This window comes from Thalassotalea montiporae, assembly GCF_053485855.1.
In genome coordinates this window covers 918,715-932,148 of sequence record NZ_JBQRUO010000001.1, presented here as the reverse complement: position 1 = coordinate 932,148, position 13,434 = coordinate 918,715, and the positions used below count along the sequence as shown (strand labels likewise).

Annotated in this window: 15 protein-coding genes; 3 read left to right on the top strand and 12 right to left on the bottom strand. The window is 43.7% G+C overall.

What is annotated here, in order from left to right; translation table 11 throughout:
* Positions 1-4: 4 nt before the first annotated feature.
* The 12 genes from flgK to ACSLUR_RS03960 form a co-directional block, all read right to left on the bottom strand.
* Positions 5-1,987 (bottom strand): flagellar hook-associated protein FlgK, encoded by a 1,983-nt coding sequence (flgK, locus tag ACSLUR_RS04015; RefSeq protein WP_448552021.1) that lies wholly within the window; start codon positions 1,985-1,987, stop codon positions 5-7.
* Between the two features lie 45 nt (positions 1,988-2,032).
* Positions 2,033-3,040, bottom strand: a complete 1,008-nt coding sequence (gene flgJ / locus ACSLUR_RS04010) for a flagellar assembly peptidoglycan hydrolase FlgJ (protein ID WP_448552019.1) — start codon at positions 3,038-3,040, stop codon at positions 2,033-2,035.
* A 122-nt stretch (positions 3,041-3,162) separates the two neighbouring features.
* Positions 3,163-4,266: a flagellar basal body P-ring protein FlgI gene (locus tag ACSLUR_RS04005; protein WP_115999467.1), complete on the bottom strand. Its 1,104-nt coding sequence runs from the start codon at positions 4,264-4,266 to the stop codon at positions 3,163-3,165.
* A 36-nt stretch (positions 4,267-4,302) separates the two neighbouring features.
* Positions 4,303-4,983 (bottom strand): flagellar basal body L-ring protein FlgH, encoded by a 681-nt coding sequence (flgH, locus tag ACSLUR_RS04000; RefSeq protein WP_448552016.1) that lies wholly within the window; start codon positions 4,981-4,983, stop codon positions 4,303-4,305.
* Between the two features lie 17 nt (positions 4,984-5,000).
* The gene (gene flgG / locus ACSLUR_RS03995) at positions 5,001-5,789 is read right to left on the bottom strand and encodes a flagellar basal-body rod protein FlgG (protein WP_115999465.1); all 789 of its coding nucleotides are present in this window, start codon (positions 5,787-5,789) and stop codon (positions 5,001-5,003) included.
* A gap of 21 nt (positions 5,790-5,810) precedes the next feature.
* Positions 5,811-6,554, bottom strand: coding sequence for a flagellar basal-body rod protein FlgF (gene flgF / locus ACSLUR_RS03990; protein WP_448552014.1), 744 nt, complete (start codon positions 6,552-6,554; stop codon positions 5,811-5,813).
* Positions 6,555-6,808: 254 nt separating this feature from the next.
* Positions 6,809-8,158: a flagellar hook protein FlgE gene (gene flgE / locus ACSLUR_RS03985; RefSeq protein ID WP_448552013.1), complete on the bottom strand. Its 1,350-nt coding sequence runs from the start codon at positions 8,156-8,158 to the stop codon at positions 6,809-6,811.
* A gap of 53 nt (positions 8,159-8,211) precedes the next feature.
* Positions 8,212-8,901, bottom strand: coding sequence for a flagellar hook assembly protein FlgD (locus ACSLUR_RS03980; protein WP_115999462.1), 690 nt, complete (start codon positions 8,899-8,901; stop codon positions 8,212-8,214).
* A 33-nt stretch (positions 8,902-8,934) separates the two neighbouring features.
* Positions 8,935-9,354: a flagellar basal body rod protein FlgC gene (gene flgC / locus ACSLUR_RS03975; protein WP_115999461.1), complete on the bottom strand. Its 420-nt coding sequence runs from the start codon at positions 9,352-9,354 to the stop codon at positions 8,935-8,937.
* Positions 9,355-9,356: 2 nt separating this feature from the next.
* Positions 9,357-9,755, bottom strand: coding sequence for a flagellar basal body rod protein FlgB (gene flgB / locus ACSLUR_RS03970; protein WP_448552011.1), 399 nt, complete (start codon positions 9,753-9,755; stop codon positions 9,357-9,359).
* 63 nt (positions 9,756-9,818) lie between these two features.
* Positions 9,819-10,652: a CheR family methyltransferase gene (locus tag ACSLUR_RS03965; protein WP_448552009.1), complete on the bottom strand. Its 834-nt coding sequence runs from the start codon at positions 10,650-10,652 to the stop codon at positions 9,819-9,821.
* Between the two features lie 34 nt (positions 10,653-10,686).
* Positions 10,687-11,616, bottom strand: coding sequence for a chemotaxis protein (locus ACSLUR_RS03960; RefSeq protein WP_115999458.1), 930 nt, complete (start codon positions 11,614-11,616; stop codon positions 10,687-10,689).
* 177 nt (positions 11,617-11,793) lie between these two features.
* On the opposite strand from ACSLUR_RS03960, the gene flgA reads away from it, so the two are divergent.
* From flgA to ACSLUR_RS03945, 3 genes are all read left to right on the top strand, one after another.
* Entirely contained in the window at positions 11,794-12,486 is a 693-nt protein-coding gene (gene flgA / locus ACSLUR_RS03955; protein ID WP_448552008.1) for a flagellar basal body P-ring formation chaperone FlgA, read from the top strand.
* Positions 12,487-12,560: 74 nt separating this feature from the next.
* Positions 12,561-12,878: a flagellar biosynthesis anti-sigma factor FlgM gene (flgM, locus tag ACSLUR_RS03950; protein WP_448552006.1), complete on the top strand. Its 318-nt coding sequence runs from the start codon at positions 12,561-12,563 to the stop codon at positions 12,876-12,878.
* A 9-nt stretch (positions 12,879-12,887) separates the two neighbouring features.
* Positions 12,888-13,316, top strand: coding sequence for a flagellar protein FlgN (locus tag ACSLUR_RS03945; RefSeq protein WP_448552004.1), 429 nt, complete (start codon positions 12,888-12,890; stop codon positions 13,314-13,316).
* The last annotated feature ends 118 nt before the right edge of the window (positions 13,317-13,434 follow it).

Genomic DNA, 13,434 nt, shown 5'->3' with positions numbered 1-13,434 from the left:
GCCTTTAACCTACTGCCGATAGCAAGGTGTCAAAAATAGTGTTAGCGACTGAAACCACCCGTGATGACGCTTGATACGCCTGCTGGAAGCGCAATAAATTGGCAGCCTCTTCATCCAAATTCACACCAGAAGTTTCCTGATTGCGATTAAACGCTTGAGTGAAGAGTGCTTGCGATGTTTCTGCTCCAAGCTCTGCGGCTTTTGCTTGGCTACCAACCTGTGCAGTGGTAATGCCAATACTTTGACTAAAGCTTTCTCGGCCGCCGTTGATAATGCCCTGCTCTCTGGTATCGGCGATAAATTTCGCGTTTTCTCCATTACCTGTGCCAAAGGCGTCACTAATGGTAAATTGCTCTGGGCCATTAGGTGCCTGACCAGACGGTCTTCCTGAGATTTCAATGGTAAATGCCGCGGTTGCTGGAGCTGCCGGCAGTTGTATCTGCTGTGATGGCGGCGTGTACGCAGCCGGTGCTGATGTTGTATTTGTTGTCAGATTGGTAATGGTGTAGTTAAAAGTGCCCGAACCCGCTGGACTTTCTAATACATTAACTCGCAAAGGGGCGGCTGCACGAGCAGCAACAGGATCTGCCACTGCAACTATCTCAACTTCACCTGCGCTGACATTATTGCTTGATGCAGTAACACTAACTGCTGAACTGGCAGCAATCGCTTTACCGTCGGTTAGCTCAACTTGCATTAAAGCTGCGCTATTTTCGGTCGGGCGAATAGTGAACCTGTCTCCTGCCGCTGGTGTACCGGAGTTTTCAACAAAGTTAAAACCAAAACTTGTAGTATAAGTACCAGAACCAGGCGCACCGAGGTTAGTGGTGGTGCCGTCAGCAAGATTCGTTAGTTGATAGTTAGCACCATCAAAAGAGAGATCAAACTCGTTTGTCGGCAACTGAGTTACATCGGTAATTTCAATGCCTGCTTGTAGGCCCGGTGTTGAGTTACCCGAGTAGGGTAGAATCCGTGATGTTTGGTTTGTTGTGTCGTTAATGTCACGGAAAAAGTTAGCGCCTTGCCCTTGGTTTAAGTCTAAACCTTGACGTTGAGCACCATTGAGCGTTTCTGATAATACCAGTGCAACGCGGTTTATTTGACTGCGCGCCTGCGCTAAATCTTCATCTCTAAATTTTATTTTTGCGCCTAACGAACCACCTAAGGAGTCTTGCTTAAGCGGAATTGTGGTATTTTTACTAGCAATTGCCACTTGTGTTTGCAAAGGATCTGGATCACCCGGCACAACTTGCAAGCTCAAAGGCGTTGTTCCAGCAACAAGTGTATTGCCGCTACCAATCATTACCGTCATCACGCCATTGGCATCTGTTACGGTATTTACACTGGTAAATTCAGCTAATTGATTAATTAATCTGTCGCGCTCATCCAGCAAGTCATTTGGTTGCCCTGGCTGGCCTTGTGAGTTGGTATGAAGTATTTGCTCATTAATATTGGCAAGTTCAGTTGATATCTCTGAAATCTGCTTAGCAATCTCTTCAATTTCACCATTGGTTGCCGTTTCAATACGATCAAAGCTGTCATTCAAATTATTAAAATTTGTCGTCAAGGTTTTGGCTTGATTAAGCGCGATACTGCGCAATGCAGGATCTGACGGATTGTCAGCGATAGAATTAATTGACTGATAGAACTGTTCAATAGAGCCAGTAATGGCCCCGCCTGCCGAGCCTAAAATACCATTAAGCTGCGTTAAACTCGCATTACTGGCATTGGCAGCCCCTAAATTGGATTGATTAATGACTTGCTCACGGTAAGCAAATTGGTCGTACAACCTTGAAATATCAGCGACATAAGTACCCGTACCAATAAAGTTGCCACCCGATTGAAGCGCTTGCGTTGGCGACTGCTCAGCACGTTGTCGGCTGTAGCCATCGGTATTAACATTGGCAATGTTATGGCCGGTTGTAGCTAACTGTTGTTGCGCCGACAATAAGCCGCTAACACCAGTTTGATACAAGTTGACAGTCATGCTTTACGCTCCTCGATTACCGAGGACAAAGCACTCGATAACAGTTTATTGGTTCAGAAAATTACTCACCGACTTTAACGTTCCTAAAATTTTGTTTGCGTAGTTAGGATCCGTCGCATATCCGGCTTTCTGTAGTCCTTGCAGGAAGTGTTCCACATTGTCAGGTTTTGCTAATGCGTCTTGATAACGCGTACCTGAAGAGAGGAAATTAACGTAGTCGTTAACGCTCTCGCTAATACTGTTATAGACGCGGAATGGCTCGTTTTTCTTAACCAAACTGCCCTGTTCAAATTCCAGCGTATCTTTCTGTGCTTTCTCGCCAGTCCAGCGGCTGTCCGCCTTGATATTAAAGAGGTTGTTAGAACTTGTGCCGTCACTGTTTTTGATAATTTTTTGGCCCCAACCAGTTTCTAACGCGGCTTGCGCTATCACTACTTGGAATGGCACTCCAAGCTGGCGTTCAACTTGTTTTGCGGGTTCGGTTAAGGCGGTGACAAAATCTTGAGGTTGGTTAAATTCTGGAGAAGATTTTTCTGATGTTTTGACGACGCTACTCGCTTTTGCTAATGGAACTTGAGTGCCAGCTTGACGATTATTTGACACCTTATCGGCGCTTTTCTCAGCACCAGATAAAAATTGCTCAGCTAAGCGAGCGACGTCGCGCTCAACCTTTTGGCTCGCGGGTGCTTGGTGATCAGTGCGAATTACTGAACGCGGCGTAAAAGAACCATCGCCACCGCCTAATTGGCGCTCAATCAGTTCTGCTAAGCCAAGCGTGCCCTTGTTCGACATATCAAGCGCCATTTGCTGATCTTGCATGTCACGATAAAATTTAGTTGATTGCGAGTTAAACGGGCTATCAGCTTCAAGTACTTCCTGTGCGCTACGCATACTCTTTAGCAGCATTTGCATGAAAATAGATTCAAATTGCTGGGCAGCTTCTTTTAACGCTGCCTTTTTTGACGCTTGATCGGTTTGATTAGCTTGCTGACGTATATTGTTCAGGCCATTTAGATCAAAAAAGTTTCTTGCTTCTGCTAGTTTGTTATCCACAAAAATACCTTTTTCCTTTACCTAACATTTACACCAAGAGTTAAAACTCAACACTAATGCCGCCAACGAGTAACTAAGCTAATACCTGCAACTTACGCCAGAGCTCGCAATACGTGTGTAGGCTAGATAATAATTAGCTCACCACGCAATGCGCCAGCTTGATCAAGGGCTTCTAAAATCGCCATCACATCACCTGGACCCGCGCCTATTTCGTTAATAGCGCGCACTAAGGTGTCTAAAGTCACACCTGGGTCGAAAACGAACATACGAGAATCATCTTGATTAACATCGATAATGCTATTTTCTGTCACCGCAGTTTCACCTTCTGCAAAAGCATCCGGTTGAGTAACTTCCTGCTGCTCGTTAATCGTTACCGTAATGCCACCATGAGTAATTGCCGCAGCGAGTAATTTAACTTCAGAGCCAATAACTATGGTGCCTGTACGTGAATTCACGATAATTTTTGCAGCCGGTGAGTCGGGTTCAAATTCAAGATTTTCTATCATCGATAAAAAACTAACGCGATCTGATGCGTCACGCGGCGCTGTAACTTTGACGGACGTTGCATCTATTGCACGAGCCGTGCCAGCGATAAAGTCATTGATGGTATCTGCCATGCGTTTAGCTGTCGTAAAATCTGAACTTCTCAGATTAAACGTAATATGATCGCCCGACATAAATGCTGACTTGATTTCACGCTCAACCGTTGCCCCATTTGAGATACGACCAACAGTAGGAGTGTTAATGACAACACTTGAACCATCTAAACCCTCAGCGCCTAAACCACTTACTACTAAGCTACCTTGCGCAACGGCATAGGCGTTGCCGTCAATACCTACCAAAATTGTTTGTAATAATGTACCGCCACGTAGGCTGGCAGAGCTGCCAATTGACGACACCGTAATGTCAACCTTCTGACCTGGCTTAGCAAATGCTGGCAGGTCAGCGTGCACAGCAACCGCCGCAACATTCTTAATCTGAGGTTTCAAATTTGCGGGCATAGAAATCCCAAAATTACTGAGCATGGTTTTAAAGCTTTGCTCAGTAAACGGCGTTTGTTCACCAGTGCCAGGTAAACCAACCACCAAACCATAACCGACTAGTTGATTCGAACGAACCCCTTGAATATCAGCCAAGTCTTTGATGCGCTGGCTATGCGCGCTAAAAGTAGATAGAAGCGAAACGCTTGCTAATACGACACTGCAAATTTTGATGAATTTATTCATATTAACATCTCCAAGCTTACGAATTGTTCCGTAAGCTTATAGTGGCCACCAAGAACTGTTGAAAAATCGAGTTAACCAGCCTTGCTCTTGCACATCGGCAAAAGTTCCTGTGCCAGCGTATTGGATACGCGCATTCGCGACTTTGTTTGACATAATGGTGTTGTCATAAGTGATATCTTGCGGACGAATAATGCCCGTTAAACGAATATATTCGTCACCATTGTTTAGGGTCATCCATTTTTCACCGCGGATCATTAAGTTGCCGTTTGGCAGCACACGCAATACATGAACTGAAATATAACCGTTTAAGCTGTTACCTTGATCTGCTCTTGAATCACCGCTGTAATCAGTTTCTTGATTAAAGCCAAATTGAATCGAATCGCCTTTGAATGTCGCGTTGCGACCGCCTAAACCAACGATTGGGTCAAGCGTTGCTTCATTTTCTTTGGTAATTTCTGTGGTCGCACTTTTTTGTGCTTGCGTGCTCTCATTTAAAATCACCGAAATAATGTCGCCAACGCGGTGGGCTTTCGAATCCGAATAAATATTGTTAACGTAATTAACTTTGAATAACGACCCCGTTGGCACCACTTCTTCTTCCTCTGTCTCAGGTAAAATTGGCGCAAATTCAGGGTCGTCAGGCAGCACTTTTGATTGTTGAACGCTAGCGCAGCCAGTTAGCAGCGCCATAATAATCACGATAGTTAGTTGTTTCATCAGGTTAACCTCAACTATTAAAGTTGCTGGTTCAAGTAACTCAGCATTTGATCGACCGCTGAAATTACTTTTGAATTCATTTCGTAAACCCGTTGGCTCTCAATCAGGTTAACCAACTCTTCCGTGGTATTTACATTTGACGTTTCAAGCGCTCCTTGCACTATCATGCCGTAACCTTCCAAACCTGGCACACCTTGCGCTGGCGCACCACTAACAGCTGTTTCAGTAAATAAGTTCTGACCAATCGGCTCTAAACCAGTTGGGTTGATAAAGTTGACGGTGTTAATTTGACCAACAACGGCGTTGTCAGCCTGTCCTTGAATTCGTACCGAAACTTCACCGTCTTGCGAGACATTAATCTCAAGCGCATCATCTGGAATTGTAATTTGTGGCTGTAATGGATAGCCGGCACCAGGGGTAACAATGTTGCCTTCTTCGTCCATCGTAAATTGACCATTACGGGTATATGACGAAGTACCATCTGGTAGTAAAACTTCGAAGAAGCCGTCACCTTGAATCATTAAATCCAATGAATTGTCTGTGGTAATCATATCCCCTTGGGTATGAATTTTTTGCGTTGCAACCACTTTGGCACCGGCACCTAACATTAAACCCGATGGTAATTCAGTGTCTTGAGCACTACGACCACCCGGCTGATTAATTGTTTGATACAGCAGGTCTTCGAATACTGCGCGACTTTTCTTAAAGCCAACAGTACTCGCGTTCGCTAAGTTATTGGAGATAACAGCAATATCTTTTGTTTGCGCATCTAAGCCAGTTTTACTAATCCACAATGCTGGGTTCATACTTCACCTCGAAAAAATAAATTAGAAAGCACGCAATAACGAAGAACTTGCTGAATCAATTTCTTCTGCTGTTTTCATTAGTTTCAGTTGCATTTCAAATTGACGCTGCAACGCAATCATGTCGGTCATTTCATTAACAGGGTTAACGTTACTGGCTTCAAGCGCACCGCTTGCTAGTTGCACGGTTACATCCGCTGGCTCATTATTGCCGTCTTTACGACGAAACAAGCCGTCATTACCCTTTTCAATGTCTCGTACATCTGGGTTAACCATCTTGATACGGCCAACTTCTTCTTGTGCGTTAGCTGGCGCACCTTCTGGCTGAACGGAAATTGTTCCATCACCGGAAATATGAATATTGTTAACCGGAAGCGGTAAAAAAATCGGTCCGGCGTCACCAATCAATAAATCACCATTGCTGGTTTCTAGGCCGCCCGTTTCAGTTAACTTTAAATGACCAGCTCGGGTATAAGCTTCGCCACCATCTGGCGTTTGTACTGCTAACCAACCATCACCTTGAATGGCAACGTCAAGATCACGTCCAGTGGTTTGAATTGAACCGCCGCCAAAATTTTGGCTGGCACGTTCAGTCATGGAAAACACCCGAGTTGGCAACCCTTCACCAAAAGCCTGCATGGTTCTAGCTTGCGCTAAATCGGCTTTAAAGCCAGTAGTCTTGGCGTTTGCGAGGTTGTTCGCTGTAACCGCTAAAGCGTGCATATTTTGCTTTGCACCGCTCATTGCGACATAGAGCATTTTATCCATTGTGGACTCCGATCAACGTTGCATATCTGTTAGTTCAATATTCTTAAACTAGTAAAAGCAAATAAAGTGCCAGAAATACCAACTTACCGATAAAAAGAAAATCAGAAGAGAATTTGAAGTGTAAAGCGACAGTACAAAGAAGAAGGCGTGAATTATAAAGTAGGCGTAAAAAATAGAAATCAAAACAAAGCCCCAATAAAACTTGGGGCTTGATAAACAAAGCTAGATAATTGTTTAATAAATCTGCTAGTAGACTATCGAATCTGCAAAATTGTTTGGTTTAGCTGGTTATCAACTTCTAGTGAACGAGAGTTCGCTTGGAAGTTACGCTGAGCGGAAATCAAATCGATAAGCTCGGCGGTTAAGTTTACGTTCGACTGCTCAAGTGCCGATGAGTTAATCGTACCAAATGTACCTGAGCCGGCTTCACCTGCTAATGCCTCACCCGAAGTTAAACTTTCTTTCCAAGAGGTTCCACCGACTTGTGTCAATCCTTGGTTATTGGCAAAGCTAACTAGAGCAACTCGCGCAAGCGGCTCTGAAGTACCATTTGAGTAGGTGGCACGAATTAAACCATCGTCGTCAATATCAAGACCTGTTAATCGGCCAACCGCTAAACCATCTTGTTCTAGTGATGTAACTTCAAAGCCCGCAGCAAATTGCGTAGGCTCGTTAGGGTTACCGCCTGTTGTATCTAAATTAAAGTCAATGGTAATTGTCTGTGTCGGATCTGCACCATTAGTTAAAATACCTGCACCCAATGTGTTAGTGATTAATGTATCGGGAAACTGACCTTTAAATTCGCCGCCGGCAGAAAAATACAAGCGTGCTGCACCAGCTGGTATACCCGCACCGGTTGGAGTCGTAGGTGGCGTAGAATTATCTTCACCCACACCAGTTGGCGAAGGGTCGTTAATGGCAACTTGGTTACCATCAACAGCAGTATAGACATCCCACTCATTAGCCGCTGATTTTTTAAAGTAATAGGTCATAACATGGCTATCACCTAAACTGTCAAATACGGTTACCGACGTGGAGTGGTTATACGTCAGAGGATCGGTAATATCAAATGCCGCCGCAATAACCGGATCGCCTGCTGGCAAGTTCATGCGAATATCGACCTCGCGACTCTGCATTGGAGAACCCGAAGCTGTCGGAATTTGTATCGGTGAAGCGGTACTTAGCGCAACAGAAGATGAAGAGCCATCACTGTTAACGGGGAAGCCTAATAGGTGACCACCCTGCGAATTAACAATAAAGTTATCTGAATTTAACTTGAATTCACCAGCACGCGTATAAGAGCGCTCTAAACTACTCAATTCAGGCACTGTCGCGAAGAAACCGTTACCTGTAATCGCCAAATCCAGCGCGTTGTTGGTAAAACGTATACTACCTTGGGAAAATTGCTGTGCCACTTCTGAGGTAAGTACACCATCACCGGCTTTTGTATTACCTGCTGCCAATAGCGATGTTGCAAATACATCGACAAACTCAGCGCGAGACTCTTTAAAACCTGTGGTGTTAACATTGGCGATGTTATTTGACGTTACATCTAAATCTTTTTGGGCAGCGTTTAAGCCACTTAGTGCTACATTGAAAGTCATAGTTTCACCTCTTGGAAATCTTTTATTGAATTAACTTACTAAGCTGATTTCGCTTAGCCTTGAGTTACTTCAACAACATCAGATAAATTCATCGTTGAACCGCCGTTTAGGTTCAACACAATATTACCGCCAGCACCTGCTAGCGTTACGCTGTCTACTTTTCGGTAAGTCATGGCTTGCAGCTCTGACGCTTGGCCGTCAACTAAGCCTGCAACGCGGAAACGATATGCCCCTTCAGGCGCTAACTCGCCATTTGATGTCATACCATCCCATGTAAAATTCGACTCACCTGCTGGCACATTGCCAACGGGAACTGTTTGGATAATTTCACCCGCCGTATTTTCAACATAAATATTGACGTTACTCGCAGGGCTATCAGTAACAATCTTACCTTTTGGCTGCTCACCTGTTGCCATACCAAAAGTATTGTCTTCAACCAAAACGCTTCGACCGACCAAAGAAGAAGCTTGTAATGCTTGGCTTGACGACATTGAATTTGCAAATTGTGCAAATGAGTCATTAAGTCTTGCCACACCGTCTGTCGTTGAAAACGCCGTCATCTGCGAAATCATCTCGTTGTTCTCTACAGGCTTGGTTGGGTCCTGATGAGCAAGCTCTTGAGTCATCAAGGCAAAGAAATCTTCTTGGGTTAACATGCCGTTGTTATCATCGGCTTCTGGTACCCCAGTCTCTCGTTGCCAGCGAAGGCCGTCTAAACTGCTGCTGCCACTAACTGAATCCATACTCTATCTCACTCTAACTGCTGGTCGAGCCTATTAGCTCTGACCTAATCTCAGGGTTCTGTTCACCATATTCTTAGCTGATTCCGCTAATTGAATATTGGTTTGATATGAACGTGACGCAGAAATCATATTGGTCATTTCTTCCATCACATTCACATTCGGTTTGTAGATATAGCCGTCTTTATCCGCCATTGGATGGTCGGGTGAATACTCAACGTTAAGCGGCTTATCGCTTTCTACAATACCAAGTACTTGAACGCCAACGGAGCCATCTTGTCCTGCGGCAGCTTTTTGCATCTCAGCGGCAAAAACCGGATGACGCGCTCGATAGGTTTGATCGACACTGCTACTGACGCTGTCAGCGTTAGCAATATTACTGGCAGTGGTGTTCAACCTGACCGATTGCGCCGCCATGCCTGAGCCACTGATATCAAATACATTAAATAAGCTCATAATTATTGCCCTCCAGATAGCGCTTTTTTCAGCCCTTTAACTTTAGAATCTAAAAATTGCACACTGGCTTGATACTGTAATGTGTTTTCTAGATACAAGTTTCGTTCCACTTGTACATTTACAGTATTACCGTCACCTGTATCTGGTTGATCTGGAACGCGAAATCCTTCACCAGCAGTCATTTCAGTACGGATATCAAAGTGCTTTTCGTGAGTGCGAGCCATGCCCGCTTGTTGATTTTTTGCCGCACCGGCAAGTGCGTCTTGGAAGTTCATGCCCTTGGCCTTGTAGCCAGGGGTATCGGCATTAGCAATGTTACTTGCAATTATTTCAGCGCGCTTGGCACGCAACATCATCCCTTGCGGGTGAATTCCGAACGCTTTGTCAAAACTAATAGCCATAATGCTACCTCCAAATCATTTGAAAGTAGCAATACAATTACTATGCCAACATTAGCGTCAAATTTATGATTGCTTTTGGTAAACGATGCCAGGGTTACACCTAAGCATATCAAATTGTTGATTTAATCCAGAAAGTGATTCAGAGGCTCCAAGGAATAAGTAGCCATCTTTATTGAGCACTCCGTGAATTTGAGAAAGGATTTGCGCTTTAATTTCCGGTGAGAAATAAATAAGTACATTACGACAGAAAACGATATCGAATCTGCCAATAAGGCTATAACTATTCAGCAAATTTAGCGGGCGGAAGCTCACCAGCTTTCGAACCGCTTCTTTGACCCTAAGCATGCCGTTATCACCAGGTTCAAAAAACTGACGCTTACGCTCTGCCGAAAGCCCTCGCGCAAGCGCTAGGCCGTCATAATGGGCATATTTACAATGCTCAAGCATAGTATTTGAAATGTCTGTGCCAACAATTTGAACCCCACCAGGAAAAGAGCCAGGCTTAGATTGCATGTATTCAAGTACCGTCATGGCAATCGAATATGGCTCTTGACCAGACGAGCTGGCCGCAGACCAAATCTTTAATGGCATACGTTGGTTCGCAAAATCAGGTAAAATTTTGCTTTTTAACAGTTCAAAAGGATAATCATCACGAAACCACAAAGTTTCATTGGTTGTCATCGCATCAATAACCGCTGCACGCAGTTGACGCTCCATGGGGCTAAGTGTGCGTTGCACAAGCTCAGCCAATGAAGCAACCTCAAATTTTGCCATCAGCGGCGCTAAGCGGCTTTTTACTAAATACTGCTTATTATCACCCAATACGATTCCGCATTGTTGCTCAAGAAAGGTTCTAAAGTCGTGATAACTTTTGTCATCTAATTGTCTAGCTGGCACTGCAATGTCCTAAAAGCAAACTAAGAAAAGAGGATTAATCTTCAATTTTTAACCACTTTTTCACTGCAGTTGCTAATTCGTCAGGGTGAAACTTCGGAATAAAGTCTTCCGCTCCAACTTTTTCAACCATGGCATTGTTAAACACACCGCTTAGTGAGGTATGCAAAATAACCGGCATCGAACGCATTTTTTCATTGCTTTTGATTTCTGCGGTCAAGGTATAACCGTCCATTTCTGGCATTTCAATATCAGAAATTAATAAGGCAACTTTTTCTTCGATAGTATTACCGCACTGCTCTGCAATTTCATTGAGTTGATTAAGGGCATCTTGACCATTTTTAGCCAATACCATTTTAAGTCCTAGCGGCTCAAGCGCTCTCTTGACTTGGTTTCTCGCAACGGTCGAGTCGTCAGCAATCATGATCACACGCTCACCCAAGCTAGCACCAACAGAGGCATCAGCAACCTCTTCACTCAAGTCGGTAGACACTGGGTTGATTTCGTTAAGGATCTTCTCAACATCTAAAATTGACACCATTTCTTTGTCAATTTCAGTAACGGCCGTTAGGTAACTAGATTTACCAGCACCTTCTGGCGGCGGCATAATGTCTTGCCAGCTCAGTGTAGTAATACGCTCAACCCCAGCAACTAGGAAGCCCTGAACACTGCGATTGTATTCAGCGATAATAATAAAACAGTTTTCCGTTAACGGTATTTCAGGACCACCAGTGGCCTTACTTAAGTCGATCACAGAAATAGTTTGCCCACGAATGTGCGCAACACCTTTGATAAAAGGATCTTGGTTTGGAAGCGATGTTAACTGAGGGCACTGCAGCACTTCACGTACTTTAAATACGTTAATGCCAAAACGCTGTGGTCCAATTAATTTAAAAAGCAATAGCTCGAGTCGGTTTTGGCCAACTAACTGAGTACGTTGGTTTACCGAGTCTAAAATGCCCGCCATAGTTACCCCTTAATCTCATGTGCAACAGAAAAGGCACAATTCTTGTTTACTATTAATTTAACATTAGTCTAAGCGCCTGTTTTTTGACAGCGCCGTTAAATACTTGAGTTAAAACTAAGCCATTTGATATTAAGCATAGTCGAGTATTTAACGTCAATAACACGATGACACGTAAACATGAGCAAATCGAAGATTCTTTTCACTTTTTTAACGCTGTGCTATCAGCTTCAATCGCAAGCAATTGCCACCAGTTTTGATCGAGACTTTATTGAAGGCCTCGCTAAACGTTCAGTTGAGGATAGCTTCACACATGTTAGTAATCGTAAAGTCTCCGTTACTGCCGCCAAGCTCGACCCTAGAATAGTGATCAAACCTTGTGACCAGAATTTGCAGGCCAATATACCTGATATTCATAACAGTAGAAACGTAAATGTTAAAATAACTTGCGAGGGATCAAGCCCCTGGAATCTATATGTTCCTGTGAAAGTGACGATAGATGCCCCGGTAGTAGTTGCTAAATATGCAATCGACCGCGGCAGCATGCTAACCCCTGATAATATCCAAATTGCTTACATTGATGAAAAACGCTTGCGCGGTGAGGCCATAGGCGACGTAAACAGTCTCTATGGCGCAAAAGCCAAACGCAACATTGTGAAGGGTAAGGCAATATCGCCTAATCACGTTTGTTCGGTATGCAAAGGGGATAATGTGACACTCATCGCTCGCAGTAGTACCTTTAGTATAAAAACATCGGGAACATCAGTTTCCAATGGCCACGTTGGCGATAAAGTGCGAGTTAAAAATAATCGCTCTGGTAAACTCGTTACCGGCCGAGTAAGTGGCGTTAATAAAGTGACCATTAATTTGTAAATAATGATAAAGAAATTCAGTAATTGGCCGATAATATTATAGAATGAGTAATACACAACATGCAGGTGTAAGAAATGGCTATTAATATCAACAACTTGAATAATAACAATCAAGTTAATCGTACTGTGCAGCAGCAACAGAACGACGTAAAGAACCAAGTCGACCAAAAAGCGGTTAACACATCTCAGGCGACAAGAGTTAGCCAAGATTCAGTGTCACTAACACCGCAAGCAAGACAGTTGAACGATATCCAAAAGAAAAACGGTGATGCGCCACCAGTGAATCAAAGAAAAGTTGATCAACTAAAAGAAGCAATTCAATCAGGTGCTTACAAGGTAGATGCGGAAAAGTTAGCGCAAAGCATCGCCAAATTTGAATTTGATTTACTATAGAGAATAACAATGAGCTCAAGCGTCTCACAGCAATTACTTAATAAACAACTAGAACAACTGACTGCTCTAGAGCAGTTGTTAATTGACGAAAAAGAATTGCTCACGCAACGAGACCCTGAGGCTTTAAATACGCTTACCGAACAAAAAAAGGTATTGCTTGAAGCGATTGAAGGGTTAGACGCTAATATCAGCAAAAATCCACAGTTTTTGGCGGACAAAGCGCAAAACCTGCTCGATGATTCGCTTAAAGAAATTCAAGCTACCCTGCTCCGTTGTCAAGAGCTCAATATCATCAATGGCCAAGTGATTACTCATTCACAACTTGCCGTTGAGCGCATGAAGACGACCCTATTAGAGCGTCACAATCGCTCTTCAATGACGTACGATAATAAAGGTAAGAAACACGCTGGGCTAAGCAGTCTTGATATGAAAGCCTAGATATCAAAGCCAAGTAAAGAAGCTTGGATATAAAAGCTTAAGCACAATCGCTTAACCTGAAGTCTACCTATTCCCAATTAGATAGCCTGTAATCATATTTTAGGTGACGTTAGCTAGA

Excerpts from the sequence above, each read along its gene's own strand:
- flgK (WP_448552021.1), bottom strand. The coding sequence starts at position 1,987 with ATGACTGTCAACTTGTATCAAACTGGTGTTAGCGGCTTATTGTCGGCG.
- ACSLUR_RS04005 (WP_115999467.1), bottom strand. The coding sequence starts at position 4,266 with ATGAATAAATTCATCAAAATTTGCAGTGTCGTATTAGCAAGCGTTTCG.
- flgH (WP_448552016.1), bottom strand. The coding sequence starts at position 4,983 with ATGAAACAACTAACTATCGTGATTATTATGGCGCTGCTAACTGGCTGC.
- flgG (WP_115999465.1), bottom strand. The coding sequence starts at position 5,789 with ATGAACCCAGCATTGTGGATTAGTAAAACTGGCTTAGATGCGCAAACA.
- flgF (WP_448552014.1), bottom strand. The coding sequence starts at position 6,554 with ATGGATAAAATGCTCTATGTCGCAATGAGCGGTGCAAAGCAAAATATG.
- flgE (WP_448552013.1), bottom strand. The coding sequence starts at position 8,158 with ATGACTTTCAATGTAGCACTAAGTGGCTTAAACGCTGCCCAAAAAGAT.
- ACSLUR_RS03980 (WP_115999462.1), bottom strand. The coding sequence starts at position 8,901 with ATGGATTCAGTTAGTGGCAGCAGCAGTTTAGACGGCCTTCGCTGGCAA.
- flgC (WP_115999461.1), bottom strand. The coding sequence starts at position 9,354 with ATGAGCTTATTTAATGTATTTGATATCAGTGGCTCAGGCATGGCGGCG.
- flgB (WP_448552011.1), bottom strand. The coding sequence starts at position 9,755 with ATGGCTATTAGTTTTGACAAAGCGTTCGGAATTCACCCGCAAGGGATG.
- ACSLUR_RS03960 (WP_115999458.1), bottom strand. The coding sequence starts at position 11,616 with ATGGCGGGCATTTTAGACTCGGTAAACCAACGTACTCAGTTAGTTGGC.
- flgA (WP_448552008.1), top strand. The coding sequence starts at position 11,794 with ATGAGCAAATCGAAGATTCTTTTCACTTTTTTAACGCTGTGCTATCAG.
- flgM (WP_448552006.1), top strand. The coding sequence starts at position 12,561 with ATGGCTATTAATATCAACAACTTGAATAATAACAATCAAGTTAATCGT.
- ACSLUR_RS03945 (WP_448552004.1), top strand. The coding sequence starts at position 12,888 with ATGAGCTCAAGCGTCTCACAGCAATTACTTAATAAACAACTAGAACAA.